At 61.1% G+C, this 26,851-nt stretch carries 23 protein-coding genes and 5 pseudogenes; 6 read left to right on the top strand and 22 right to left on the bottom strand.

Annotated features, from left to right (window positions below; translation table 11 throughout):
• Window positions 1-8: 8 nt before the first annotated feature.
• From dapC to AC0V2S_RS11400, 5 genes and pseudogenes are all read left to right on the top strand, one after another.
• Complete coding sequence (gene dapC, locus AC0V2S_RS11380; RefSeq protein WP_475509834.1) at window positions 9-1,214, top strand: succinyldiaminopimelate transaminase; 1,206 nt, start codon at window positions 9-11, stop codon at window positions 1,212-1,214.
• Window positions 1,211-1,558: an ArsC family reductase gene (locus tag AC0V2S_RS11385; RefSeq protein ID WP_475509835.1), complete on the top strand. Its 348-nt coding sequence runs from the start codon at window positions 1,211-1,213 to the stop codon at window positions 1,556-1,558. The genes dapC and AC0V2S_RS11385 overlap by 4 nt, the downstream gene beginning before the upstream one ends.
• 93 nt (window positions 1,559-1,651) lie before the next feature.
• Window positions 1,652-2,685, top strand: a pseudogene (gene dapD / locus AC0V2S_RS11390) (2,3,4,5-tetrahydropyridine-2,6-dicarboxylate N-succinyltransferase).
• 133 nt (window positions 2,686-2,818) lie between these two features.
• Complete coding sequence (locus AC0V2S_RS11395; protein ID WP_475509836.1) at window positions 2,819-4,024, top strand: aminotransferase class V-fold PLP-dependent enzyme; 1,206 nt, start codon at window positions 2,819-2,821, stop codon at window positions 4,022-4,024.
• Complete coding sequence (locus AC0V2S_RS11400; protein WP_475509837.1) at window positions 4,021-4,440, top strand: SufE family protein; 420 nt, start codon at window positions 4,021-4,023, stop codon at window positions 4,438-4,440. The genes AC0V2S_RS11395 and AC0V2S_RS11400 overlap by 4 nt, the downstream gene beginning before the upstream one ends.
• On the opposite strand, the gene AC0V2S_RS11405 is transcribed toward AC0V2S_RS11400, so the two are convergent.
• Window positions 4,424-5,593 (bottom strand): alpha/beta hydrolase, encoded by a 1,170-nt coding sequence (locus tag AC0V2S_RS11405; RefSeq protein ID WP_475509838.1) that lies wholly within the window; start codon window positions 5,591-5,593, stop codon window positions 4,424-4,426. The two genes, AC0V2S_RS11400 and AC0V2S_RS11405, sit on opposite strands and share 17 nt — an antisense overlap.
• A gap of 118 nt (window positions 5,594-5,711) precedes the next feature.
• The gene (gene tcdA / locus AC0V2S_RS11410) at window positions 5,712-6,521 is read right to left on the bottom strand and encodes a tRNA cyclic N6-threonylcarbamoyladenosine(37) synthase TcdA (protein ID WP_475509839.1); all 810 of its coding nucleotides are present in this window, start codon (window positions 6,519-6,521) and stop codon (window positions 5,712-5,714) included.
• A gap of 355 nt (window positions 6,522-6,876) precedes the next feature.
• Between tcdA and AC0V2S_RS11415 the strand changes: the two are divergent.
• A pseudogene (locus AC0V2S_RS11415) lies at window positions 6,877-9,470 on the top strand (glycosyltransferase).
• A 55-nt stretch (window positions 9,471-9,525) separates the two neighbouring features.
• On the opposite strand, the gene AC0V2S_RS11420 reads toward AC0V2S_RS11415, so the two are convergent.
• From AC0V2S_RS11420 to AC0V2S_RS11515, 20 genes and pseudogenes are all read right to left on the bottom strand, one after another.
• A complete protein-coding gene (locus AC0V2S_RS11420) occupies window positions 9,526-10,335 on the bottom strand; it encodes an amidohydrolase (RefSeq protein ID WP_475509840.1) in 810 nt (269 codons plus the stop codon).
• Entirely contained in the window at window positions 10,323-11,471 is a 1,149-nt protein-coding gene (locus AC0V2S_RS11425) for a pyridoxal phosphate-dependent aminotransferase (RefSeq protein WP_475509841.1), read from the bottom strand. Before AC0V2S_RS11425 ends, AC0V2S_RS11420 begins: the two co-directional genes overlap by 13 nt.
• 125 nt (window positions 11,472-11,596) lie before the next feature.
• Complete coding sequence (gene der, locus AC0V2S_RS11430) at window positions 11,597-13,069, bottom strand: ribosome biogenesis GTPase Der (RefSeq protein WP_475509842.1); 1,473 nt, start codon at window positions 13,067-13,069, stop codon at window positions 11,597-11,599.
• A 131-nt stretch (window positions 13,070-13,200) separates the two neighbouring features.
• Window positions 13,201-14,355, bottom strand: coding sequence for an outer membrane protein assembly factor BamB (gene bamB, locus AC0V2S_RS11435; RefSeq protein WP_475509843.1), 1,155 nt, complete (start codon window positions 14,353-14,355; stop codon window positions 13,201-13,203).
• Window positions 14,348-14,989, bottom strand: coding sequence for a YfgM family protein (locus tag AC0V2S_RS11440; protein ID WP_475509844.1), 642 nt, complete (start codon window positions 14,987-14,989; stop codon window positions 14,348-14,350). The genes bamB and AC0V2S_RS11440 overlap by 8 nt, the downstream gene beginning before the upstream one ends.
• 69 nt (window positions 14,990-15,058) lie before the next feature.
• A complete protein-coding gene (hisS, locus tag AC0V2S_RS11445) occupies window positions 15,059-16,348 on the bottom strand; it encodes a histidine--tRNA ligase (RefSeq protein WP_475509845.1) in 1,290 nt (429 codons plus the stop codon).
• Window positions 16,349-16,372: 24 nt separating this feature from the next.
• Entirely contained in the window at window positions 16,373-17,485 is a 1,113-nt protein-coding gene (ispG, locus tag AC0V2S_RS11450; RefSeq protein ID WP_475509846.1) for a flavodoxin-dependent (E)-4-hydroxy-3-methylbut-2-enyl-diphosphate synthase, read from the bottom strand.
• Between the two features lie 2 nt (window positions 17,486-17,487).
• Window positions 17,488-18,495 carry a helix-turn-helix domain-containing protein gene (locus AC0V2S_RS11455; RefSeq protein ID WP_475509847.1) on the bottom strand — a complete coding sequence of 336 codons (1,008 nt, stop codon included), beginning with the start codon at window positions 18,493-18,495 and terminating at the stop codon, window positions 17,488-17,490.
• Window positions 18,495-19,250, bottom strand: coding sequence for a type IV pilus biogenesis/stability protein PilW (gene pilW, locus AC0V2S_RS11460; protein WP_475509848.1), 756 nt, complete (start codon window positions 19,248-19,250; stop codon window positions 18,495-18,497). The genes AC0V2S_RS11455 and pilW overlap by 1 nt, the downstream gene beginning before the upstream one ends.
• Before the next feature lie 12 nt (window positions 19,251-19,262).
• Entirely contained in the window at window positions 19,263-20,411 is a 1,149-nt protein-coding gene (gene rlmN / locus AC0V2S_RS11465) for a dual-specificity RNA methyltransferase RlmN (RefSeq protein ID WP_475509849.1), read from the bottom strand.
• A gap of 25 nt (window positions 20,412-20,436) precedes the next feature.
• Complete coding sequence (gene ndk / locus AC0V2S_RS11470) at window positions 20,437-20,868, bottom strand: nucleoside-diphosphate kinase (protein WP_108095966.1); 432 nt, start codon at window positions 20,866-20,868, stop codon at window positions 20,437-20,439.
• A 115-nt stretch (window positions 20,869-20,983) separates the two neighbouring features.
• Window positions 20,984-21,184, bottom strand: coding sequence for a Fe-S cluster assembly protein IscX (gene iscX / locus AC0V2S_RS11475; RefSeq protein WP_475509850.1), 201 nt, complete (start codon window positions 21,182-21,184; stop codon window positions 20,984-20,986).
• 15 nt (window positions 21,185-21,199) lie between these two features.
• Window positions 21,200-21,541: an ISC system 2Fe-2S type ferredoxin gene (gene fdx, locus AC0V2S_RS11480; protein WP_108095968.1), complete on the bottom strand. Its 342-nt coding sequence runs from the start codon at window positions 21,539-21,541 to the stop codon at window positions 21,200-21,202.
• Window positions 21,541-23,406, bottom strand: coding sequence for a Fe-S protein assembly chaperone HscA (gene hscA, locus AC0V2S_RS11485; protein WP_475509851.1), 1,866 nt, complete (start codon window positions 23,404-23,406; stop codon window positions 21,541-21,543). The genes fdx and hscA overlap by 1 nt, the downstream gene beginning before the upstream one ends.
• A gap of 42 nt (window positions 23,407-23,448) precedes the next feature.
• Window positions 23,449-23,970 (bottom strand): co-chaperone HscB, encoded by a 522-nt coding sequence (gene hscB / locus AC0V2S_RS11490; RefSeq protein ID WP_475509852.1) that lies wholly within the window; start codon window positions 23,968-23,970, stop codon window positions 23,449-23,451.
• 8 nt (window positions 23,971-23,978) lie between these two features.
• Window positions 23,979-24,302 carry an iron-sulfur cluster assembly protein IscA gene (gene iscA, locus AC0V2S_RS11495; protein WP_108095971.1) on the bottom strand — a complete coding sequence of 108 codons (324 nt, stop codon included), beginning with the start codon at window positions 24,300-24,302 and terminating at the stop codon, window positions 23,979-23,981.
• A gap of 30 nt (window positions 24,303-24,332) precedes the next feature.
• Entirely contained in the window at window positions 24,333-24,719 is a 387-nt protein-coding gene (gene iscU / locus AC0V2S_RS11500) for a Fe-S cluster assembly scaffold IscU (RefSeq protein WP_108095972.1), read from the bottom strand.
• 48 nt (window positions 24,720-24,767) lie between these two features.
• Window positions 24,768-25,982, bottom strand: a pseudogene (locus AC0V2S_RS11505) (IscS subfamily cysteine desulfurase).
• A 45-nt stretch (window positions 25,983-26,027) separates the two neighbouring features.
• Window positions 26,028-26,516: pseudogene (locus AC0V2S_RS11510) on the bottom strand (Fe-S cluster assembly transcription factor).
• A gap of 142 nt (window positions 26,517-26,658) precedes the next feature.
• Window positions 26,659-26,851 (bottom strand): annotated as a pseudogene (locus AC0V2S_RS11515) (serine O-acetyltransferase); the annotation flags it as partial.

Genomic DNA, 26,851 nt, shown 5'->3' on the forward strand with positions numbered 1-26,851 from the left:
GCCCGCACATGAATAACGCCCTGAACCACCTGCAGCCCTACCCGTTTGAAAAGCTCCGCGCCCTGCTGGCCAGTGTTCAGCCGCCGGCCGAGAAGAAAGCGATTGCCCTGTCGATTGGCGAACCCAAACACCGTTCGCCCGACTTCGTGGCCAAGGCCTTGAGCGACAACCTCGACCAGCTCGCCGTCTACCCGACCACCCTGGGTATTCCCGCGCTTCGCGAGGCGATCGCCACCTGGTGCGAGCGCCGTTTCAACGTGCCAGCCGGCTGGCTGGACGCGGCCAAGCATGTGCTGCCGGTGAACGGCACCCGCGAAGCGCTGTTCGCCTTCACCCAAACCGTGGTGCAGCGCAGCGACGACGGTTTGGTGGTCAGCCCCAACCCGTTCTATCAAATCTACGAAGGCGCAGCCCTGCTGGCCGGCGCCAAGCCGCATTACCTGCCGTGCCTGGAGGAGAACGGTTTCAATCCGGACTTCGACGCCGTATCGGCTGACGTCTGGCAGCGCTGCCAGATTCTGTTCCTGTGCTCCCCAGGTAACCCGACCGGTGCGCTGATTCCGCAAGCCACCCTGCAAAAGCTGATCACGCTGGCCGATCAGTACGATTTCGTGATCGCCGCCGACGAGTGCTACAGCGAGCTGTATTTTGACGAAGCCAACCCGCCGGCCGGCCTGCTCAGCGCCTGCGCCGCTATGGGCCGCAGCGATTTTTCCCGCTGCGTGGTGTTCCACAGCCTGTCCAAGCGTTCCAACCTGCCTGGCCTGCGCTCGGGCTTTGTGGCCGGTGATGCCGCAATCCTGAAATCATTCCTGCTGTACCGTACCTACCACGGCTGCGCCATGCCGGTACAAACCCAGCTGGCTAGCGTGGCCGCCTGGAAGGACGAAGCCCATGTACGCGCCAACCGCGACCTGTACCGGGAAAAGTACGATGCCGTGCTGAATATCCTGCAGCCGGTGATGGACGTGCAGCGCCCCGACGGCGGCTTTTACTTGTGGGCGAAAACGCCAATGGATGACGCCGACTTCACCCGTGATCTGTTCGCGGCAGAACACGTCACCGTGGTGCCCGGCTCGTACCTGTCGCGCGAAGTAGACGGCTTCAACCCCGGCGCGGGCCGTGTGCGCATGGCCCTGGTCGCCCCGTTGGCCGAATGCGTGGAGGCCGCCACGCGGATTCGCGCCTTTATTCAGAGCAAGGCAAACGCATGAGCATCACCCTCTACGGCATCAAAGCCTGTGACACGATGAAAAAAGCCCGCACCTGGCTGGAAGAGCACAAGGTTGATTACGCCTTTCACGACTACAAAGCCGTGGGCATCGACCGCGAGCACCTGCAGCAATGGTGCAGCGAACATGGCTGGGAAAGCGTGCTGAACCGCGCTGGCACCACCTTTCGCAAATTGAGCGACGCCGACAAAAGCGACCTCAACCAGGCCAAGGCGATTGAACTGATGGTGGCCCAGCCATCGATGATCAAGCGGCCGGTGCTGGACCTGGGCAGCAAGACGCTGCTCGGTTTCAAACCGGACGCCTACGCCGCCGCATTCAAATAAACCGCTGCCTGGCGAGCCCGGGCAAGTGGCAAAAAACACCGTGACAGCCGCCGCCATTCGGCGCGTCGACCTAATTCAGCAAGAGGAAACACCATGTCCAATTCCCTGTTCAGCCTGGCCTTCGGCGTCGGCACCCAAAATCGCGAAGGCAACTGGCTGGAAGTGTTTTACGCACAACCTTTGCTTAACCCGGCCAGCGACCTGGTCGCCAAAGTCAGCGAGAAACTCGGCTACAGCGGCGGCAACCAAGCCATCGCGTTCACCAGCAACCAGGCTACCGAACTGGCCGACCTGCTGAAAAACGTCGACGCCGCCCAAGCTGCCCTGCTCACCCGCCTGCCGAAAGCCAACGCCCGCTGGTGGCCACCCTGCTGGCTGAAGACGCTGCGTTGACCTCCACCCCAGAGGCGTACCTGAAGCTGCACCTGCTCTCGCACCGCTTGGTGAAGCCGCACGGCCTGAGCCTGGCCGGCATCTTCCCGCTGCTGCCGAACGTGGCCTGGACCAGCCAGGGCGCTGTCGACCTCAGCGAACTGGCCGAGCGCCAACTGGAAGCGCGCCTGAAAGGCGAGCTGCTGGAAGTGTTCTCGGTGGACAAGTTCCCGAAAATGACCGACTACGTGGTGCCGGCTGGCGTGCGTCTGGCTGATAGCTCGCGTATCCGTCTGGGCGCCTATGTTGGCGAAGGCACCACCGTCATGCACGAAGGCTTTATCAACTTCAACGCCGGCACCGCTGGTCCGGGCATGATCGAAGGCCGTGTATCGGCGGGCGTATTTGTCGGCAAGGGTTCGGACCTGGGCGGCGGTTGCTCCACCATGGGCACCCTGTCTGGCGGCGGCAATATCGTGATCAGCGTCGGCGAAGGCTGCCTGATCGGCGCTAACGCCGGTATCGGCATCCCGTTGGGCGACCGCAACACCGTGGAATCGGGCCTGTACATCACCGCCGGCACCAAAGTGGCGCTGCTCGACGACCAGAACCAGCTGGTAAAAGTGCTTAAAGCGCGCGACCTGGCTGGCCAGCCGGACCTGCTGTTCCGCCGCAACTCGCAGACCGGCGCCGTAGAAGCCAAATCGCACAAGACCGCGATCGAGCTGAACGCTGCCCTGCACGCGCATAACTGATAGGTTTACCCCCTATCTGAAATCCGTCATCCCCGCGCGGGCGGGGATCCAGGTACGCCGTTCACATGAGCGACTCTGGATTCCCGCCTGCGCGGGAATGACGGTGTAAGAATCCTCGTGCGGCGGTCAAACCATGCCAACTCTCTCCCCCTGGCGTTCTGACTTCCCGGCCCTCGCCGCGCTCGCCGCCGAAGGCCAGACCTATCTCGACAGCGCCGCCACCGCGCAGAAACCCCAGGCCATGCTCGATGCCCTGCTGGGTTACTACGCCGCGGGCGCTGCCAACGTACACCGTGCCCAACACCTGCCTGGCGAACGTGCCACCCGGGCGTTCGAAGATGCACGCGGCAAAATCGCCCGCTGGCTGAATGCCGCCAGCCAGGACGAAATCATCTTTACCCGCGGCGCCACCGAGGCGCTGAACCTGCTCGCCTATGGCCTGGAAGAACACTTCCACGCCGGCGATGAAATCCTGATCAGCGCCCTTGAGCACCACGCCAATCTGTTGCCCTGGCAGCAATTGGCGCAACGGCGCGACCTGGCCTTGATCGTGGTGCCGATTACCGCCGCCGGACAGATCGACCTTGTTGCCGCCAAGCACCTGATCGGGCCGCGCACGCGCCTGGTCGCCATCAGCCAGCTGTCCAACGTGCTCGGCACCTGGCAGCCACTGGCGGAGCTGCTGGCCCTGGCACAAGCCCAAGGCGCCATTATCGTGGTCGACGGCGCCCAGGGCGTGGTGCATGGCCGCCACGACATGCAGCAGCTGGGCTGCGACTTCTATGTCTGCTCCAGCCACAAGCTGTACGGCCCCGATGGCGTGGGCGTGTTGTACGGCCGCGCCGCTACCTTGCAGCGTGTGCTGCCCTGGCAATTCGGTGGTGAAATGCTGCTGCAGACTGACTACTACACCGCCAAATTCCGCCCGGCGCCGCTGGGTTTTGAGGCGGGTACGCCGGCGGTGTCTGCCGTGATTGCGCTCGGCGCTACGCTGGATTATCTGGCGAGTCTCGATAGCGCCGCCGTGCTGGCCCATGAAGCCGCCTTGCACGCCGAACTGCTCGCAGGCCTGGCCGCGCGCCCCGGCGTGAGGCTGCTGGGTGCGCCACAAACGGCCCTGGCCAGCTTTGTGGTGGAAGACGTGCACAGCGCAGATCTGGCCCACCTGCTCACCGAGCAAGGCATCGCCGTGCGCGCCGGGCACCATTGCGCCATGCCGCTGCTTCGCCGCCTGGGGTTACCGGGGGCTATTCGTGTGTCGCTGGGGCTGTATAACGACAGCAGCGACTTGCAGCGCTTCTTCGCCGCACTGGATCAAGCGCTGGAGATTCTCGGATGACCACCCTTCCCGCTGCCGCCGAACACGCTCTGGTTGTCTTTAGCCAACCGATCAGTTGGGAGCAGCGCGCCCGTCTGCTGATGACGTGGGGCGAGCAACTTGACCCACTGACCGACGACGAACGCAGCGAGGCCAATCGGGTAGATGGCTGTGAAAGTCTGGTGTGGTTGGTGGGTAATTTCAGCGAAGGGAGCTGGCAGTTTCGCGCCAGTAGCGACGCCCGGCTGATTCGCGGCCTGCTGGCCCTGCTGTTGGTGCGGGTCAATGGCTTGCCCGCCGATGAACTGAAGACGCTGGACCTGGCCGCCTGGTTTACCCAGCTCGGCCTGGCCCGTCATCTTTCACCCTCGCGCAGCAACGGCCTGCAGGCCGTGCTGACACGAATGCGCGAGTCAGCGCTTAGCGCGCCTCGATAGAGGCGCCTGGGCCGATGGCCTGAACCGCATCACTGCCTAGCCAAGTCTTGGCTTCGGCGGAACGACGCACGGTGGCGTCGAGAAACGCGGTGCTGACTGTCTGCACGTTGGCAACCTGATGGGCATCAAACCAGTTCTGGCTGTCCTGACCGTGGCCCATGCTGTCGGGCTGGGGGCGGCGCTTGGGCCCTTCGCCGCCATCGGCGCCAGGTGGGCCGCTACTGCCGTCTCGACCGCCGGCACCGGCGCCCATGTCGCCATCACGCTTGGGCGGCTTATGCCCCTCACTGTCGGCGCTTGGCAGTTCATCTAGCGAACCACTGAACAACTGGTGTTGGGCATTCTTGGCGATCAGTTGATAACTGCCCGGATTGGGGTTGCCGCGCCACATGGCCAGGCGCCGCTCGGGGGAGTCGACCCAACTAAAGGGATCTTCGTCGTGCGGGCCGGTCACGCTCAGCAACGGCGTATCCACGCGCGCTACGGGGCTGCCGGGGCCCACGTAAGGGCTTAGCAGAATCACGGCTTTGGGGTGCCAATCCTTGAGCAGGCTATCGCCGGCCAACGCGGCAGCTGTCTGGGCGCCCAGGTCGTAACCGGCAAACACCACGTTGTTCCAGTCCACACCCGCCACCTGGGCGTCGCCGGCCTGGCCGCGCACGCGTAACTGGTTAAGCACCTGTTGAACCACGGCAATGCGCTCTTTCAACGCCTTGTCGGAATAGGCGCGTTGGGCCATGCCCCGGAAGGTGCCCGCCTGTGCTTCGCTGCTGGAATAGATGCCACGGCCATACTGCTGGGGCTGAATCGAGACGACGGCGTAGCCGGCCTCAGCCCAGGTGCGACGCCATTGCAAGCCGGCGTTGGCGCCCTCGCCCAGGCCCGGCAAAAACACCACCAACGGTGCGGCCGCGGTGGTTTGTGCCGGGGCTAGCCAACTGACGTCGACGGGCTGCTCGGCCACGGTGAAGCTGGCATCCCAGCCCTGGCTCGGCCCATGCTGCGGCGCCTGGTAAGACTTTTCGGCAAAGGCCGCGACGGCCTCATGGGGATTACGCAAATCGTTGGGCTTGCTGGCGCAGGCGGCGAGCAGCGTGCTGGCCAGCAGCAAGGCAACTGGCAAGCGAAGGGGCTGAAAAGGACGTTTGGACATGCAAGGTATCCGCGAAGAAATCCGGCGAACCGGGGGCCTGCGCAGTGTGCCTCAAGTGGTGTGAAAAGCGGGTAATGACTGGGTAATCGGCGGGTAAATTTCCTGATACAAGCCGCGCCTACGCACTACCCATACGTTCCGAAGGTCGGCGGATACCGGCCACCAACTTATCCACCGCCTTGGCCGCCGCCACCATGCCGAAGGTGGCGGTCACCATCATCACTGCGCCAAAGCCACCGGCGCAGTCGAGCTTGACGCCGTCGCCGACGAACTTCTTCTCCAGGCAAATGCTGCCATCGGGTTTCGGGTAGCGCAGCTGCTCGCGCGAATACACGCACGGCACGCTGTAGTGGCGACCCGGCGTACGGGAGAAACCGTAATCGCGGCGCAGGGCCGAACGCACGCTGGAGGCCAGCGGGTCGTTGACGGTTTTATTGAGGTCGCCGACCTGAATCAGCAACGGGTCGATCTGCCCGCCGGCACCGCCGGTGGTGATGATCTGAATCTTGCGCCGCTTGCACCAGGCAATCAGCGCGGCCTTGGCGTTCACGCTGTCGATGCAGTCGACCACGCAGTCCAGCTCAGGGGTGATGTACTGGGCCATGGTCTCGCGGGTGACGAAGTCGCTCACCGCATGCACCACGCAGTTGGGATTGATGGCGCGGATGCGCTCAGCCATCACCTCGACCTTGGGCTGGCCGATGGCGCCTTGCATGGCATGGATCTGCCGGTTGGTGTTGGTGACGCAGACGTCGTCCAGATCGAACAGCGAGATCTCACCCACGCCGCTGCGCGCCAACGCCTCGGCCGTCCACGAGCCGACGCCGCCGATGCCGACCACCGCCACATGGGCAGCCGCCAGCCGGGCCAGGCCGTCGCGGCCGTACAGGCGGGCAATGCCGCCAAAGCGTTGTTCATCTGTACTCATCACACCACCTCTGTACCGCGCCTTTATATAAGGGCGCGTCTGGCAAAACGGCGCGCATTATATGAAGCGTCACACGTGCATGCCACGCTGGTTGCACAAGTATGGTTCAACGCGTGCGCAGCGATGCTTGCCTATGCTTAACTGCCACCGGCACTTACACCCGCACGTGCTGGTAAATCGCCAGCTTTGCCTGGTCTGCGCAGAACTAAAAACAGGCGGTGCTGACCAAGGTTTGCGGGCATTAAAACCGGGCGATTGCTTGAAGCTATACAGCAATTTGACGCCGGAGTAGGATGCGCGCCGACCGGCGCTCGCCGGCATCTCTCCGTTCCACCCTTTGGAACCTGAAACGTCTATGTCATCGCGTAAATTTGGACTCAACCTGGTGGTATTCGTGGCAATCGCCGCGCTCTTCACCGGCATATGGGCGCTGTACAACCGTCCGGTGACTGCACCTGACTGGCCCGAGCAAATCTCCGGTTTCTCCTTCTCGCCGTTCCGGCTCGACCAGAACCCGCAGAAGGATCAGTACCCCACCGACGAACAGATTCGGGAAGACCTCGAACTGTTGAGCAAACACACCGACAACATCCGCACCTATTCGGTGGATGGCACCCTGGCTGACATCCCGAAAATCGCTGAAGAGTTCGGGCTGCGCGTAACCCTGGGTATCTGGATCAGCCCCGACGAGGAGCGCAACGAGCGCGAAATCGCCCGTGGCATCGAGATCGCCAACTCCTCGCGCAGTGTGGTACGGGTTGTGGTGGGTAACGAGGCGCTGTTCCGCCGTGAAGTTACCACCCAGCAACTGATCACCTTCCTTGACCGCGTACGCGCGCAAGTGAAAGTGCCGGTGACCACCTCTGAGCAGTGGCACATCTGGGAAAAATACCCGCAGCTGGCCAAGCACACCGACCTGGTGGCCGCGCACATCCTGCCCTACTGGGAATTTATTCCCATGGAAGACTCCACGCAGTTCGTGCTCGACCGCGCGCGCGACCTGAAACGCATCTTCCCGAAAAACCGCTGCTGCTCTCGGAAGTAGGCTGGCCGAGCAACGGCCGTATGCGCGGTGGTGCTGACGCTACTCAGGCGGACCAGGCGATTTACCTGCGTACGCTGGTAAACACGCTGAACGCCAAGGGCTACAACTACTTCGTAATCGAAGCCTTCGACCAGCCGTGGAAGGCCAGCGACGAAGGTTCGGTGGGCGCTTACTGGGGCGTGTTCAACGCAGCCCGTCAGCAGAAATTCGCCTTCGAAGGCCCGGTAGTCGCCATTCCGCAATGGCGCGTGCTGGCCATCGGTTCAGTTGTTTTGGCCATGCTCGCCCTGGCTTTGCTGCTGATCGACGGCAGTGCCTTGCGTCAACGCGGCCGCACCTTCCTGACCTTCGTCGCCTTCGCTGGCGGCTCGGTACTGGTGTGGATCGGCTACGACTACAGCCAGCAATACAGCACATGGTTCAGCCTGACCGTGGGCTTACTGCTGGGTGTCGGCGCCATCGGCGTGTTTATCGTGCTGCTCACCGAGGCCCATGAACTGGCCGAGGCGGTGTGGGTTCACAAACGTCGCCGGCCGTTTATTCCAGTGAGCGGCGATAGCACTTACCGCCCGAAAGTCTCGATTCACGTGCCGTGCTACAACGAGCCGCCGGAGATGGTCAAACAGACCCTCGACGCCCTGGCAGCCCTGGATTACCCGGACTTTGAAGTGTTGATCATCGACAACAACACCAAAGACCCGGCGGTATGGGAACCGGTGCAGGCCTACTGCGAAAACGTACTGGGCCCGCGCTTCCGCTTCTTCCATGTGGCTCCGCTGCATGGCTTCAAAGGCGGCGCGCTGAACTACATCCTGCCGCACACCGCGCCGGATGCCGAAGTGGTGGCGGTGATCGACTCGGACTACTGCGTCGACCCGAACTGGCTCAAGCACATGGTGCCGCACTTCGCGGACCCGAAAATCGCCGTGGTGCAATCGCCGCAGGACTACCGCGACCAGGACGGCAGCGCCTTCAAAAAGCTCTGCTACGCCGAGTACAAAGGTTTCTTCCACATCGGCATGGTGACCCGCAACGACCGCGACGCGATCATTCAGCACGGCACCATGACCATGATTCGCCGTACCGTGATGGACGAGCTGAAGTGGGCCGACTGGACCATCTGCGAAGACGCCGAGCTGGGTCTGCGCGTATTCGAGAAAGGCTATTCCGCTGCATACGCCTACGACAGCTTCGGCAAGGGCCTGATGCCGGACACCTTTATCGACTACAAGAAGCAGCGTTTCCGTTGGGCTTACGGCGCCATTCAGATCATGAAAGGCCACGCTGCCCATCTGTTCCGCGGCAAAGATACCCAGCTCAAGCGCGGCCAGCGTTACCACTTCGTGGCCGGTTGGCTGCCATGGGTGGCGGACGGTCTGAACATCTTCTTCACTGCCGGCGCCCTGCTGTGGTCGGCGGCGATGATCATCGTGCCGCAACGGGTCGACCCGCCGCTGCTGATTTTCGCGATCCCGCCCTTGGCGCTGTTCTTCTTCAAGTTCGGCAAGATCGTGTTCCTCTACCAGCGTGCTGTGGGCGTTAACCTCAAGGACGCCTTCTGCGCGGCCCTGGCCGGTTTGGCGTTGTCGCACACCATCGCCAAGGCGGTGCTGTACGGCTTCTTCACCACCAGCATCCCGTTCTTCCGCACGCCGAAAATGCGCTCCAGCCACGGCTTTATGGTGGCCATGGCCGAGGCGCGTGAAGAGGTGTTCATCATGCTGCTGTTGTGGGGCGCCGCGATCGGCATCGGCATCGTGCAGGGCTTCCCGAGCAACGACGTGAAGTTCTGGGTCGCGATGCTGCTGGTGCAATCCTTGCCGTACCTGGCGGCGCTTATCATGGCGCTGCTGTCGTCGCTGCCCAAGCCGCCGGAAGTTCCGGAAGTGGCCTTGGCCGAGTGATACGGTAGAAACGAAAAAGGCAGCCAATTGGCTGCCTTTTTTATTGCCTGCTAATTCACTCGATATGAAACGGATCCGCATCCAGATGCGCCGGAAATCGCTCGCGGTAGGCGGCCAGGTCGGCGGCCTTGAGGGTTACGCTGAACACGCCGTCGGCGTCTTGCGCGTCCAGCAGCGGCTCACCCTGAAAGTCGAGTACCTGGCTATCACCGCTGTACGGATAACCTTTGCCATCGGTGCCCACACGGTTCACGGCGGCCACGTAGCAGAGGTTTTCGATGGCCCGTGCCGGTAGCAGGCGGTTCCAGTGCAAACGTCGCGCGGCGGGCCAATTGGCGGTGTAGAGCAGCAGGTCAGTGTCGTGCGGGTCGCGACTCCACACCGGGAAGCGCAGGTCGTAGCAAATCAACGGGCGGATGCGCCAGCCGTGCAACTCCATCTGCACTTGCCGTTCGCCGGGGCTGTAGTGCTTGTGCTCGCCGGCCATGCGAAACAGGTGACGTTTGTCGTAGTGCAGCACTTGCCCATCGGGGCGCGCCCAGAGCAGGCGATTGCGGTGGCTGCCGTCAGCGGCCTGAATGATCACGCTGCCGGTGATGACCGCGTCGAGGCGTTTGGCCTGCGCACGCAGCCAGGCGTAACTGGCGCCCTCCTCCGGCTCGGCGAGCGCCTCGGAGTCCATGGAAAACCCGGTGGTGAACATTTCCGGTAGCACGATCAGGTGCGCGCCGCGGGCTTGTTCCAGCAGCGCCTCGAAGTGGGCGAAGTTGGCCGCAGGGTCATGCCAGGCCAGGGTGGTTTGCACCAAGGCGAGTTTGAGGTCGGGCAGGTGGTTTATATCGCGCCCGCTTTTTAAATCCGACATAGCTTGTCCGCCGCTTGAATCAGGGTTTCTTCACGCTTGGCGAAACAGAAGCGCACCAGGCGCAGGTCTTTCGGCGGCTCTTGATAGAAGACCGAAATCGGAATGACCGCCACGCCGTGTTCGCGGGTGAGCCATTCGGCCATTGCCACGTCGTCGAGGTCGTCGCGAATGGCTGAATAGTTGGCCAACTGGAAGAAGGTGCCGGCGGCGCGGGTAAAACGGAACCGCGAGTTTTCGAGGTGATCGCAGAACAAATCGCGCTTGGCCTGATAGAACGCTGGCAGCTCGCTGACGTGCTGCGGGTTGGCCGCCATAAAGTCGGCCAGCCCCCATTGCAGCGGGGTTACGCCGCAGAAGCTGACGTACTGGTGCACCTTGCGCAGTTCTGCGCTCAGCGCCGGCGGCGCCACCACGTAGCCGGTTTTCCAGCCGGTAACGTGGTAGCTCTTGCCGAACGAACTGACCACAAAGGCGCGCTGATACAGCTCGTCGTGGGCCAGCACGCTGTCGTGCTTGGCGCCGTCGAATACCAGGTGCTCGTAGACCTCGTCGCTGATCAGGTAGATATCGCGGGCCCGAATCAGCTCGGCCAACTGGTCCAGGTCGCTGCGGGAAATCAGCGCACCGCTGGGGTTATGCGGGCTGTTGAGAATGATCAGGCGCGTGCGCGGGGTGATGGCATCGGCCAGGCGCTGCCAGTCGATGGCGAAATCCGGCTGACTGAGGGGCACGTGCACGCAGCGGCCGCCGGCCAAGTCGACCGAGGGCTCGTAGCTGTCGTAGCTGGGGTCGAACACGATCACTTCATCGCCTGCGCGGATCAGCGTCTGAATGGCGCAGAAAATCGCCTGGGTGGCGCCGGGAGTGATGGTGATTTCGCTGTCGGCGCTAACGGTGCGGCCGTAGCACGCGGCGATTTTCAGCGCGACCTGCTCACGCAATGCCGGCAGGCCGGTCATGGGAGCATATTGGTTGTGGCCGCTGTGCACATGGCGAGCAACGGCATCGAGCAAGGCCTGCGGGCCATCGAAATCCGGGAAGCCCTGGGACAGATTCAGCGCCCCCACCTCGTTGGCCAACTGCGACATACGAGTGAAGATGGTGGTGCCGATGTTGGGCAACTTGCTGGTGATCATCACGCCTTCCTGTTTGACCGGTCATGGCACGGCTGGAGCCATAAGGACAGGCAGGATAGCGGATCGACCGGGCATGAAAAAGGGCACCCGAGGGTGCCCTTTGGCATATCGCTAGAACCGAAACATCACTTTTTATCGCGGCGTTTCTTGTCGGCTTTTTTGTGGTGCGACATCATGCGGCGCTTCTTGTTGACCTGGCGGTCGGTCAGGGTATTTTTCTTGCCTTCGTACGGGTTCTCGCCGCCTTTGAACTCGATGCGAATCGGCGTACCGACCAGCTTCAGCACGCGGCGGTAGGTGTTCTCCAGGTAGCGCACATACGACTTCGGCACTGCCTCCACCTGGTTGCCGTGGATCACGATCAGCGGCGGGTTGGCGCCACCCAAGTGGGCATAGCGCAGCTTGATGCGGCGGCTGCCAACCATGGGCGGGGCGTGCTCGCTGACGGCGTCTTCGAGAATCTGGGTGAGGCGGCTGGTCGGCCAGCGGGTAACGGCCGATTTGAAGGCGTTCTGTACCGACTGATACAGGTTGCCGACGCCGGTGCCGTGCAGGGCGGAAATAAAGTGGATGTCGGCGAAGTCGACGAAGAACAACCGGCGTTGCAGCTCGGTCTTCACGTAGTCGCGTTCGCTTGGCTCCATGCCGTCCCATTTGTTCAGGGCGATTACCAGGGCGCGACCGGACTCCAGGGCAAAGCCAAGCAGGTTGAGGTCGTGGTCAACCACGCCTTCGCGGGCGTCCATCACGAAGATCACCACGTTGGCGTCTTTGATGGCCTGCAGGGTTTTTACCACGGAGAATTTTTCGACTTCTTCGTGGATCTTGCCGCGCTTGCGCACGCCGGCAGTGTCGATCAGGGTGTACTTCTCTTCGTTGCGCTCGAAGGGAATGTAAATGCTGTCGCGGGTAGTGCCGGGTTGGTCATAAACGATTACCCGGTCTTCACCGAGCATGCGGTTCACCAGGGTCGACTTGCCCACGTTGGGGCGGCCGATGATGGCAATCTTGATGCCGTCTTTTTCGCTCGGGCCGGGGATGCGCTTGGCTTCCTGACCTTCGGCAACCACTTCCTCTTCTTCGCCTTCAGCCAGCTCTTCCACGTCTTTCGGGAAGCCGCCCAGGGCAACTTCCATCATCTGCGCGAGACCGCGACCGTGGGCACCGGCAATCGGGATTGCATCGCCCATGCCCAGCGGCGAGAACTCGGCGCGGGCCAGGTCCGGGTCGATGTTGTCGACCTTGTTAGCCACCACATAGGAGGTTTTGTTGCGCTTGCGCAGGTGCTCGCCAATCATCTGGTCGGCGGCGGTAAAGCCTGCACGGGAGTCCACCAGGAATAGGACAACGTCGGCCTCTTCAATGGCCAGCAGCGATTGCTCGGCCATCTTTTCGTCCATGCCGTGCTCGTCACCGGAGATACCGCCGGTGTCGATCAGGATGTAGGTTCGCCCTTGCCATTTGGCTTCACCGTACTGGCGATCACGGGTCAGACCAGCCAGGTCGCCGACGATGGCGTCGCGACTTCTGGTCAGGCGGTTAAACAGGGTGGACTTGCCGACGTTAGGACGGCCCACCAGGGCGATTACGGGAACCATACGGCCCCTCCACTCAATTGCAGAAAATACAAAGGCCGCTACCGTCAAACGGCAGCGGCCGAACTCATTGTTGCGCAGGCCTCACTGCCTGATGCCAGCCTCGGCTTGAGGCTGCATCAGTGCGGTGAGTCCTACTTCTTGATGGTCAGGGCAACCAACTCACCGCTGTTACCGAAAGCATAGAGCCAATCGGCGACCACCAATGGCCGGGCACGCAGACCGTCGCTGTCGATGCGGGTACGGCCCACAAAGCGACCATCTACCTGGCTGACCAGGTGCAGGTAACCTTCGAAATCACCAAAGGCCACGTAGCTGGAGAACACTTCCGGTGCCGACAGCTGACGGCGGGCCAGGGCTTCGTTGCTCCACAGCGAGGACGCGGAACGCTCGTCGACGCTTTCTACGGTGCCGTTAGCCAAGCACAGGAAAACGTTACCGATGCTTTCAGCCAGGCCGACGTTACTTGAGGCTTCTTTCTGCCAGATGATGCGACCGTTGGTAGCATCCAGACCGGCAACGCGACCCTGATAGCTCACAGCGTAGAGGGTATTACCAGACAGCAGCAGGCCGCCGTCGATATCCACCACGCGGTCGAGCTCGGAGCGGCCTTGTGGCACAGCTACGCGCTGTTCCCAAGCCGGCAGACCGCGCTGGGTATCCAGAGCGATAACCTTACCGGTAGACAGGCCGGCGTAGGCCAGGCTGTCGGTCACGATCGGCGCACCGGTACCACGCAGGGTCAGTACGGCCGGGGTGTTTTCGTAGATCCAGCGCTGAGCACCGGTACTGGCTTCAAGGCCAATAACGCGGTCGTCCTGGGTCTGCACAACCACTACGTCACCGTTGGTAGCCGGCGGAGCCAGCACTTCGCTGGTGACCTTGGCGCGCCATTTTTCTTCACCGGTAGCGCCGTCCAGGGCAACCACTTCACCCTTCAGGGTGCCAACCAGTACCAGACCACTACCGGCGCCAACAGCGCCCGATACCGGCAGGTCAAGGTCGGTTTCCCACAGCTTGTCGCCGGAGAAACGGTTGATCGCCATGACTTCGCCATTTACGTCAGCGGCGTAGATGGTGTCGCCATCAATGGCCGGCACCAGCATGTTGAAGGTGTCGCCCTGGCCATCGCCAACGGAGCGGCTCCATTCTTTATGCAGTTCGACTTCTTCGGTGAAGTCCGGCAGGTCGGCCGGTGGCAGTTCTTTCTTGCTAGTGCTGCTGCAACCCGTGGCAAGTACGGCCAGGGCCAACAGTGCGGCATATTTCCAGCGCATCACTTCACGCATCCCCTTTGGCCAGATCGTCGAGCTTCATTTGCAAGCCACCCACTGCCGCTTCATCGGACAGAGCTGCCTTGGCCTTCTCGTATGCGCTGCGGGCGTCGTCGTTACGGCCGACTTTCACCAGCAAATCGCCTTTCAGCTCTTCGCGGCTGGCAACGAATGCTTTTTCAGCATCGCCATCGAGCAGCTTGAGACCTTCTTCAGCCTTGTTCTGAGCAGCCATAACACGGGCCAGACGCTGACGGGCCAACTCGCCGACAGTTTCATCGGCTGGCTTGGCGACCACGCTTTGCAGTTCAGCGGCAGCGTCGTCGAGCTTACCGGCGTCGACCGCGATCTTGGCGGCGAACAGGCTCGCGTACTGGGCGTAATAGGTGCCGGCGTATTCAGTTTTCAGCTTGTTGGAAAGATCGGCCACCTTGGCAACGTCCGGCTTGCCGGCCGGGTCAAAGGTGGTTTCCAGCAATTGCTGATAGAGCATCGAGGCATTTTGCGCCTGGGTGTTCTGGTACTTGTGCCAGGTGTTCCAGCCCACCACGACGGCCAGGGCCAACACGCCACCGGTCAACAGCGGTTTGCCGTTGCGGTCCCACCAGTCCTTGATGTCCGCCAGTTGTTCGTCTTCGGTACTCGACACGCCAATGCCTTAAACCCGCTGAATGCTCAAACCTGGTGTTTAAAAACCGGTTGTTTTTGAACCCGCTCGTCAGCCTTGCTGCAAGCTGGTTTCCAGGTGCTCGGCGAGAGCATCCCAGGCAATATTTTGTTGTTCGCCCTGACCACGGAGCGGTTTGAAACCTACCACTTGCTGAGCCAGTTCGTCTTCGCCCAGCACCACAGCGAACAGCGCACCGCTCTTGTCGGCTTTCTTCAGCTGGCTTTTGAAGCTCCCTGCGCCGGCGTTGACCACCAGGCGCAAGCCCGGCAGCTGATCACGCAGACGTTCAGCCAGTTGCAGCCCGGCGAGTTCGGCGGCATCGCCAAACGCGCACAGGTAAACATCTACCTGACGGGCAATTTCTTCCGGTACTTTTTCCAGGGTTTCGAGCAGCAGAATCAGGCGCTCGATGCCCATGGCGAAACCCACACCAGCAGTAGGCTTGCCGCCCATCTGCTCGACCAGGCCATCGTAACGACCACCGGCACACACGGTGCCCTGGGCGCCAAGTTTGTCAGTGACCCATTCGAAAACGGTTTTGCTGTAGTAATCCAGGCCGCGTACCAGTTTGGTATTGAGCACGTACGGAATACCAGCGGCGTCCAGACGAGCTTTCAGCCCTTCGAAGTGCAGGCGCGAGGCGTCGTCCAGGTAGTCAGCTAGCTTCGGCGCGTCGGTCAGCAGCGCCTGGGTTTCCGGCACTTTGCTGTCGAGCACGCGCAGCGGGTTGCTGAGCAGGCGACGTTTGCTGTCTTCGTCGAGTTGGTCGGCGCGGGCCGACAGATAGGCCACCAGGGCTTCGCGGTATGTGGCGCGCGCCTCGCTGGTGCCCAGACTGTTGAGTTCGAGCTTTACCGCATCGCGGATGCCCAGCAGGCCCCACAGGCGCCAAGTAAGCACGATCAGTTCGGCGTCGATGTCCGGACCGTCGAGGTTGAACACCTCCACGCCGATCTGGTGAAACTGGCGATAACGGCCTTTCTGCGGGCGCTCATGGCGAAACATCGGGCCGATGTACCAGAGTTTCTGCACCTGGCCGCCGCCGGAAATACCGTGCTCCAGCACCGCGCGTACGCAGCTGGCGGTGCCTTCGGGGCGCAAGGTGAGGGAGTCCCCGTTGCGGTCGTCGAAGGTGTACATCTCTTTTTCGACGATGTCGGTCACTTCACCGATGGAGCGTTTGAACAGTTCAGTGGCTTCAACGATGGGCATGCGGATCTGCCGATAGCCATAGCCATCGAGCAGGCGTGCCACGCTGTTTTCGAAATAACGCCAGAGCGGGGTTTGCTCCGGCAGGATGTCGTTCATGCCACGGATGGCTTGCAGGGACTTACTCACACAGAATCCTTAAAGTTCTTCTTCTCAGCCACGGGCGATCAGCGCTGCGTCGGCTTCGACCTTTTCGGCCGCTTTCTGGCGGATCAGCTGTTCCAGCTGGTCCACCAGATTGTCATTGGTCAGCTTGGTAGCCGGCTTGCCGTCGATGTACACCAGGTTGTTCGGGGTACCACCGGTGAGACCGACATGGGCTTCCTTGGCTTCGCCAGGACCGTTGACGATACAGCCGATTACGGCCACGTCCAGCGGAACCAGCAGGTCTTCCAGACGCCCTTCCAGCTCATTCATGGTTTTCACCACATCGAAGTTCTGCCGTGAGCAGCTGGGGCACGCAATAAAGTTGATGCCGCGCGAGCGCAGACGCAGGGATTTGAGGATGTCGTAGCCGACTTTCACCTCTTCCACCGGGTCTGCCGCCAGCGAGATGCGGATGGTATCGCCAATTCCGTCGGCAAGCAGCATGCCCAGGCCCACGGCAGATTTCACCGTACCGGAACGCAAGCCGCCGGCTTCGGTGATACCCAGGTGCAGCGGCTGCTCGATCTGCTTGGCCAGCAGGCGATACGCCGCCACGGCCATAAACACGTCGGAGGCTTTTACGCTGACTTTGAAATCGGGGAAGTTCAGGCGGTCGAGGTGTTCGACGTGGCGCAGGGCCGACTCCACCAGTGCTTCGGGGGTGGGTTCGCCGTACTTTTTCTGAAGGTCTTTTTCCAGCGAGCCGGCGTTGACGCCGATGCGGATAGGGATACCGCGGTCGCGAGCGGCTTCCACCACCGCTTTTACCCGGTCTTCACGGCCGATGTTGCCCGGGTTGATCCGCAGGCAATCCACACCCAACTCGGCCACGCGCAGGGCGATTTTGTAGTCGAAGTGAATGTCGGCCACCAGCGGCACGTTGACCTGCAGCTTGATTTTGCCGAACGCTTCGGCGGCGTCCATGTCGGGCACGGAAACCCGCACGATATCAGCGCCGGCTTCTTCCAGGCGACGGATCTGCGCGACGGTGGCCGCTACGTCGCAGGTGTCACTGTTGGTCATGCTCTGCACGGCAATGGGGGCATCACCACCGACCGGTACGGAACCGACCCAGATTTTGCGCGAGACGCGACGGATGATTGGCGATTCGGCGTGCATGCTTATTGCCCCAACTTGATACGGGCGGTTTCGCCACTGGTGAACGGCGCCGCGTCGACTGGCTGGCCGTTGTAGCGCACCTGGGCGCCACGGGCGAAACCCAGGCGCAGTTCAAGCGGCGCCTTGCCGGAGACTTCGAGTTTTTCACCGGCACGTTTCAAACCGCTGACCACGACTTTACCGGTGGCATCGGTGAGCGAAATCCAGCAGTTGGCATTGAAATCGATCGTCACCACGCCTTCGCCGGCGCCTGCAACCACCGGGGCGGAGGGGACTGCCGGCGCTGCCGGAGCAACAGTTGGTGCTTGTACAGGGGCTGCAGCCGCCGGTGCAGTTGGAGTTGGCGCGACAGGTGCAGAGGCACTGGCAGCCGGGGCAGCAGGCGCGACAGGAACTACCGGAGCGGCGGCAACCGGCGCTTCCGGTTGGCCAGCCAGTTCAGGCGACACTTCAGCCGGCGCATTTTCGACAGGGCCTTCGGCGTCAGCGACTGCCTGGTCTTCCGGCTCGTCCAGCGGGTGAATTTCGGTGGTGCCATCGGCGCCGTCGACTTCTACGTGACCCAGGCTGATGCCACCGGCTTCGGTACCACGGCCGGCCGACTGATCCTGCCACCAGACGAAGCCGCCACCGGCCAAAGCCAGCAACAGCAGGAAGCAGACCAGACGCAGCAGGTTCTGCGACAGACGCATCGGTTCTTCAATACGGCCAAGGCCATGAACGGAACTGCCGGAGGCGTTGGTGCCGGTGTACTGATCAAACTCCTGAACGATCAGGGTCTGGTCCATACCCAGCAATTTGGCGTACGCGCGCACATAGCCGCGGGCAAAGGTGTGCCCTGGCAGTTGATCGAATTGCCCGGCTTCCAGCTGGCCCAAACGCTGGCTGGTGAGGTTGAGCTGGGCGGCGACATCAGGCAGCGACCAGTTCTTGTTTTCGCGGGCCTTGCGCAATGTCTCGCCTGGGTTGCTGCGAGAAACAGCTAAAGCTTCGGATTGCACCGCTTTCATCATTGCTCCGAGATGTATTGCTTGTATTCCGGCGTACCGGGATAAAGACGTTTGAGCTGCAGACCGAGGGTTGCCGCTTTGTCGCGGTCGTCAAAGACTTTGGCCAGGCGCACGCCCAGCAACAGGCTCTCGGCATTCTGCTCGGAAATCTTGCTGAAGCCGTCGTAGTACTTGCGCGCCGGCACGTACTGTTTGTCGTCGTAGGCCAGTTTGGCCAGCTCGAGCTGCGGACGCGCCTGGCGCTTGTTCAGACGCAGGGAACGCTCAAAATATTGCTTGGCGCCTTCACGATCGTTGAGTTTCAGCGACACCATGCCCAGGTTCTGGAACACCCGCGAACGCTCGGGGTACATGTTGTCTTTGACCGCTTGCAGGTAGCGTTCCTTGGCCTCGGGGTAACGCCCCTGGTCATACAGGAACACACCGTAGTTATTCAGGAAGCGCGAATCCGGGCGGCTGGCAATGGCTTTGCGAAAGTGCTCATCGGCCAACTGTGGCTCCAGTTCGGTCTGGAACAGAATGGCCAGCGCGCCGTTGGCGTCGGCGTTCGAAGGGTCAAGCTCCAGGGCCTTTTTCAGCGGCACTTTGGCCTGTTCGGTGTTGCCCTGATTGAGGTAGCCGATACCCAACTGAATATACGCATCACGCGCTTCATCACGCCCTTTGTCGGTTTTCATCGGGTCAACATGACCCGTCGATACACAGCCAAACAGTAAGCCAGTGAACAGAAGCAGTAGCGCAGTGCGCAATGTCATAGGTGTCCTACCTTAGGTTCGGTTTGCAGCGGCGTTTACAGCGTCAGCTTCGGCGTTCAGCTGGCGCACCGCAATGTAGCGTTCGCTACGACGGGTGCGGTCCATGACCTGGCCAACCAATTGCCCGCAGGCGGCATCAATGTCTTCACCGCGAGTGGTGCGCACGGTGACGTTGTGCCCTGCTTTATACAGCAGGTCCTGGAAGCGACGAATACTGTTGTTGCTCGGTCGCTCGTAACCGGAGTGCGGGAACGGGTTGAACGGGATCAGGTTGATCTTGCAAGGAGTGTCCTTGAGCAACTCGATCATCTCTTCGGCGTGCTCGGTGCGGTCGTTGACGTCTTTGAGCAGGGTGTACTCGATGGTCAGCACGCGTTTCTCGCCGAGGCGCGCCACATAGCGCTTGCAGGCAGCCAGCAGCATCGCCAGAGGATACTTCTTGTTGATCGGCACGAGTGTGTTGCGCAGCGCATCGTTGGGCGCGTGCAGCGACAAGGCCAAGGACACGTCGATGACTTCGCCAAGCTTGTCGATCATTGGCACCACGCCGGAGGTGGACAGGGTCACCTTGCGCTTGGAGATGCCGTAACCGAGGTCGTCCATCATCAATTTCATGGCAGCGACCACGTTGTCGAAGTTCAGCAGCGGCTCGCCCATGCCCATCATCACCACGTTGGTGATGGCGCGATCAACCTTCGCCGGCACGCTGCCGAACGATTTGTTGGCGATCCACACCTGGCCGATGATCTCGGCCGCCGTCAGATCGCTATTGAAACCTTGTTTGCCGGTGGAGCAAAAACTGCAATCCAGCGCACAACCTGCTTGCGACGATACGCAGAGGGTGCCGCGATTGCCCTGGGGAATGTACACGGTCTCGACACAACTGCCGGACGCCACGCGCACTACCCATTTGCGGGTTCCGTCGGTGGAGATATCTTCACTCACCACCTCCGGCCCACGAATGAAGGCACGGGCCTCGAGCTTTTCGCGCAAGACCTTGCCCACATTGGTCATGGCGGCGAAATCATCGACGCCAAAGTGGTGAATCCACTTCATCACCTGACCGGCACGGAAACGCTTCTCCCCGATAGAGTCGAAGAATTCTTCCATCTCAGGCTGGGTCAGACCCAGGAGATTGATTTTGCCGGTAGCTTCAGTCATGTCTTCACCCTCGCCCGTTCGCTAATTAGCGAGTACGTGCAGTTACTTCGGTAGCAGCGAAGAAGTACGAGATTTCGCGAGCAGCAGCAGCTTCGGAGTCCGAACCGTGAACGGCGTTGGCGTCGATCGAGTCGGCGAAGTCAGCACGGATGGTGCCGGCAGCAGCTTCTTTAGGGTTGGTAGCGCCCATCAGTTCGCGGTTTTTGGCAATGGCGTCTTCGCCTTCCAGAACCTGAACAACAACCGGGCCGGAGATCATGAAAGCAACCAGTTCGCCGAAGAAGCCACGGGCGCTGTGCTCAGCGTAGAAGCCTTCAGCTTCGGCTTTGGACAGTTGCTTCATTTTCGAAGCGACGACGCGCAGGCCGGCTTTTTCGAAACGGGTAACGATCTCGCCGATTACGTTTTTAGCAACGGCGTCGGGCTTGATGATGGAGAAAGTACGTTGAACAGCCATGTGAAGCTCCAGAAACTATGAGTTAAGCCAAAAATTAAACCCGCGAATTATACGCGGGTTCCGGGTAAATGCGTAGGGCTCGCGCCCAGCCGTGGTGCGCACGGCCATGCTGGTTTCAGTCGGCTTCTTCGATCCAGGCCGATTGAATAGCCTCCAACACCTTCTCACCGCCACGTTGCGGATCGTCGCTGAATTCCGGCAGGGCAATCACCCAGCGCTGCAGATCGACGAAATTGACGTAGCGCGGATCCACGTCAGGTTTGCTGTCTGCCAGTTGAATGGCGATTTCCAATACATCAGTCCACTTCAGACTCATGTCAGTTCCTTGGCATCAGTGCGGCGCTTCGGCAGCGTGGTTAAGCGAGTATTTGGGAATTTCGACGGTAATGTCTTCAGTGCCGACAATCGCCTGACACGCCAGACGCGACTGCGCTTCCAGCCCCCAGGCACGATCAAGGAAGTCTTCTTCCAGCTCGTCGGCCTCTTCCAGCGAGTCAAAACCTTCACGCACGATGCAGTGGCACGTGGTGCAGGCGCACACGCCGCCGCAGGCGCTTTCCATCTCGATATGATGCTCGTGAGCCAGATCCAGAATAGACGTACCCGGCTCAGCCTCTACAACCATGCCGTCGGGGCAAAACTTCGGGTGGGGCAGAAATATGACCTGCGGCATCAGTTATCCTCGATTTCATTCAGTTTGCGCCCCGCCAGCGCGGCCTTCACCGTCGAGTCCAGGCGGCGGGCAGCAAAGGCGTCGGTCACTTGCGACAGCCGTTTAGTCTGCTGCTCGATGGCGTAACCATCGGTGCCTTTCATCAATTCACTCAGCTCCTGCACTTGCAGGTCGATGACCAGGCGTTCATCAGTATCCAGCAAACGTTCGCCGTCGGCTTCCAAGGCAGCCTGCACAGCCTCGATCAGACGCTGGGCGTCTACCTGCTGCTCACGCAATACCCGCGCGACCTTGTCGTCACTGGCGTTGCGGAAAGAATCCTGCAGCATGCGGGCAATTTCGCCGTCGGTCAGGCCGTAGGACGGCTTAACCTGAATACTCGCTTCAACGCCGGACGCCAACTCCCGCGCCGCAACGCTGAGCAATCCATCGGCATCTACCTGGAAGGTCACGCGAATTTTCGCAGCCCCGGCCACCATTGATGGAATACCGCGCAACTCGAAACGCGCCAGGGAGCGGCAGTCGCTGATCAGCTCGCGCTCGCCCTGCAGCACATGAATCATCATGGCCGTCTGGCCATCTTTGTAGGTGGTGAAGTCCTGCGCGCGAGCCACGGGAATCGTGGTGTTGCGCGGAATAACCTTCTCCATCAGGCCGCCCATGGTTTCCAGCCCCAGGGACAGCGGAATAACGTCGAGCAGCAACAGCTCTTCACCGTCGCGCTTATTGCCGGCCAGCGTGTCGGCCTGGATCGCGGCGCCGATGGCGACCACTTGATCCGGGTCGATATCGGTCAGCGGCTCACGGGCAAACAGCTCGCCCACCACGGTGCGCACGCGCGGCACGCGGGTCGAACCGCCCACCATCACCACCGCTTCGACTTCTTCAATCTCGATGCCGGCGTCGCGTACCGCACGGCGGCAAGACTTGAGGCTGCGCTGCAGCATCGGCTCGATCAGGCTATCGAAGTGGGCGCGGGTCAGTTCACCGCGCCACTCGCCGTAACTGACAGCTACGGCATCAGCGTTAGTCAGCGCTTCTTTCGCGGCACAAGCGGCCTGCAACAAACTGCGTTGCTCGCCCGGCGCGATATCGGCGGAGAGGCCAGCCTGCTCAACGATCCAGCCGGCAATCGCATGATCAAAATCATCGCCGCCCAGCGCGCTGTCGCCGCCGGTTGCCAGTACTTCGAACACACCACCGGTGAGGCGCAGAATCGAGATATCGAAGGTGCCGCCGCCCAGATCGTAGATGGCGACTACGCCTTCGGCTTTCTTATCCAGGCCGTAAGCCACCGCCGCTGCCGTTGGCTCATTGAGCAGACGCAGCACGTTAAGACCAGCCAGTCGCGCAGCATCTTTAGTGGCCTGGCGCTGGGAGTCGTCGAAATAAGCAGGAACGGTAATAACCGCGCCCACCAGTTCGCCGCCCAACGCCGCTTCGGCACGTACACGCAATACTTTGAGGATGTCCGCCGACACTTCCACCGGGCTTTTCGGGCCCTGGACGGTGTCGATAAACGGCATATGGGATTCACCGCCAACAAAGCGGTAGGGCAACTGCTCACCCAGCTGCTTGACGTCTGCCAGGCCGCGACCCATCAGACGCTTGACCGACAACACGGTGTTGAACGGATCGCTGGCCGCCGCCGTTTTTGCCGCCTGGCCAACCTCGACGCGATCGCTGTGATAACGCACAGCCGACGGCAGAATGACCTCGCCATCAGCATCGGCCAGCGGCGCCGAAATGCCACTGCGCAGCGCGGCTACCAGCGAGTTGGTTGTGCCCAGGTCGATACCAACAGCCAGGCGGCGTTGGTGCGGTTGCGGGCTTTGCCCGGGTTCAGCGATCTGCAGTAATGCCATGCTTGTCTGCGCATCAGGCGCGCCACTAATGCGGCGCGGAAGTTAATCGTCGAGGCGCTCTTCCAGCTGGCGCACTTCGTAGCTGAGCTTGTCGAGGAACTGCATGCGACGAACCAGGCGCTCGGCCTCTTCGTGGCGCGCAGTCACATCCCAACAGGCTGCAAAACTGTCATTGAGCTCTTCCTGAGCAGCCTTCAAGCGACGCTTGAAGGTGGCGACGCCGGCGAGGTCTGCGCTGTCTTGCAAGTCTTCCAACTCCTCACGCCATTGCATTTGCTGCATGAGGAATTCGGGGTCTTGCACGGTGACTTCCAGCGGAAGCTCGTGGCCGCGCAACGCCAGCAGGTAGCGCGCCCGTTTCGGCGCGCTCTTCAGCGTCTGGTAGGCCTCGTTCAGGCTCGCGGAGTGTTCCAACGCCAGACGTTGCTCACGCTCGGTGGCGTCGGCAAAACGGTCTGGGTGAACACTGCGCGCCAGCTCGCGGTAACGCGCGGCCAACTGGTCGAGGTCCAGACGGAAGCTGGGTTGCAGTTCAAACAACGCAAAGTGACAAGGGGTACCCACAGCAAGCCTCAGATGTTGAAGCTCTCGCCGCAGCCACATTCACCGCGCACGTTAGGGTTGTTGAACTTGAAGCCTTCGTTCAAACCTTCTTTGACGAAGTCGAGCTCAGTACCGTCGAGGTAAACCAGGCTTTTCGGGTCGATGATCACTTTCACACCGTGACTCTCGAACACTTCGTCTTCGCTTTGCGCTTCGTCGACGAACTCCAGGACGTAGGCCAGGCCCGAGCAACCGGTGGTGCGAACACCCAGACGAATGCCGTCACCTTTGCCACGCCCGTCGAGGGAGCGGCGAACGTGTTGGGCCGCCGCTTCGGTCATGCTGATAGCCATGAGAACTCCTTGGTCGTAAACGACTGCTGGTTAGAGCAGGCCTTTCTTCTGCTTGTAGTCGCGAACGGCCGCCTTAATGGCGTCTTCGGCGAGTACCGAGCAGTGGATTTTCACTGGCGGCAGGGCCAGTTCTTCAGCCAGCTGGGTGTTCTTGATGGTTTCGGCTTCGTCCAGGGTCTTGCCCTTCATCCACTCGGTAGCGAGCGAGCTGGAAGCGATTGCCGAACCGCAGCCGTAGGTTTTGAACTTGGCGTCTTCAATCACGCCTTGATCGTTAACCTTGATCTGCAGACGCATCACGTCGCCGCACGCCGGTGCGCCGACCATGCCGGTGCCGACGTCTGGATCTTCCGCGTCCATCTTGCCGACGTTGCGCGGGTTCTCGTAGTGGTCGATGACCTTTTCGCTATAAGCCATGGTGAAGTCCTCTAAATCTCATCAGGGTGCCGCTCTAATGGCAGCTTATTAATGTGCCGCCCATTCCACTTTGGAAATATCGACACCCTCTTTAAACATGTCCCACAGCGGCGACAATTCGCGCAGCTTGGTGACGGCTTCGCGGACTTTCGCCGCGGCATAATCGACTTCTTCTTCGGTGGTAAAGCGACCGAAGGTGAAACGGATTGAGCTGTGCGCGAGCTCGTCGTTGCGGCCCAGGGCGCGCAGTACGTACGAAGGCTCAAGCGATGCCGAGGTGCAGGCCGAGCCGGACGAAACGGCCAGGTCCTTGAGCGCCATGATCAGCGATTCGCCTTCCACGTAGTTGAAGCTCAGGTTCAGGTTGTGCGGAACGCGCGCGGTGCTGCTGCCGTTCACGTACAACTCTTCCAGGCCATCAACTTGCTTGAAGAAACGCTCGCTCAGGGCCGCAATACGCTGGTTTTCCTGCGCCATTTCTTCTTTGGCAATGCGGAACGCTTCGCCCATACCGACGATCTGGTGGGTCGCCAGGGTGCCGGAACGCATGCCGCGCTCGTGGCCGCCACCGTGGGTCTGAGCCTCCAGACGAACACGTGGCTTGCGGCTGACGTACAGCGCGCCGATGCCTTTAGGGCCGTAGGTTTTGTGTGCCGAGAAGGACATAAGATCGACTTTCAGGTTGCTCAGGTCGATCTCGACCTTGCCGGTCGACTGCGCTGCATCGACATGGAACAACACGCCGCGCGAGCGGGTCAGCTCACCAATTGCCGCGATATCGTTGATCACGCCGATCTCGTTGTTCACGTGCATGATCGACACCAGAATGGTGTCTTCCACGCAGTACCGCTTCGATCATGGCCGGGGTAATCAGGCCATCTTCCTGCGGGTCGAGATAGGTCACTTCAAACCCTTCACGCTCCAGTTGGCGCGTGGTGTCCAGCACAGCTTTGTGCTCGATCTTCGAGGTGATGATGGTTTGCCTTTGCTCTTGTAGAAGCGCGCGACACCTTTGATGGCCAGGTTGTCGGACTCGGTGGCACCGGAGGTCCAGACGATTTCGCGCGGGTCGGCACCGACCAGCTCAGCCACCTGACGGCGACCGTTTTCTACGGCCTCTTCGGCTTTCCAGCCAAAGACGTGGGAGCGCGAGGCCGGGTTACCGAAGTTACCGTCGACCAGCAGGCATTCGCTCATTTTCTGCGCAACACGTGGATCCAGCGGTGTTGTCGCGGAGTAATCGAGATAAATCGGCAATTTCATTGATGTCTCCTAATCAGGTGTAGGCCAATCAGCCTGGCGCCCTACTCAATCGATGGCGGACGCTTCAATTTTATCCATGCGTGGCGTTCTGCTTGAGCAGTGACGCTGGTCCTGGCGTCTGGCGATGTCTTGCACCTCATGGCGCGTGACAAGGTCGGCCAACTGATACCGCTAAGAAATTGTGAATCTGTTGGCTGAGGTCGGACCACAAGTGGTGGTCAGACAGGTGTCGCCATCGTGGCAACCGCTCAAACCTTGGCAGCGGGTGGCGTCCACCGACTCATTGACTGCGTCGATCACCTGGACGACCTGAATGCGCGCATGTCACGCGACAACTGATAACCGCCGCCCTGGCCCGCGCACACTGGAGACCAGATTGCCGCGACGCAGCTTGGCGAACAGTTGCTCGAGGTAGGACAGGGAAATGCCCTGACGCTCGGAAATATCCGCCAGAGAAACCGGACCATGTTGAGCATGGAGTGCCAGGTCGAGCATGGCAGTCACGGCGTAACGGCCCTTGGGAGTCAGTCGCATGGGGTGTACCGCAAGATCACTGAATATGCAGCAAGTATGCTATTCCCGAGTAATTAGGTCAACTATAAGGACCTACATAAATACTCGGGATTACGCAGAATGAAGGGCGCGAATAATAGCAAGAAACGCGGTTGCGCGGGTGTTAGGCCGCCGGCTTGTCGCCCAGACCTTTGCAGACGTCGTCGAAGTCTTCATCGCGCAGCCGGCAGTTCCTTGGCCAGTAGTCACTACCAGAGCGCTCAGCGCCGAGCACATGCCTTCCCAGGCGACCGTCTACGGCGTGCAGGTGATCGAGCATTTGAACCAATGGCTTTGGCGATGGATCCGGCATGTCC

Source organism: Pseudomonas sp. CC11G (genome assembly GCF_056174845.1).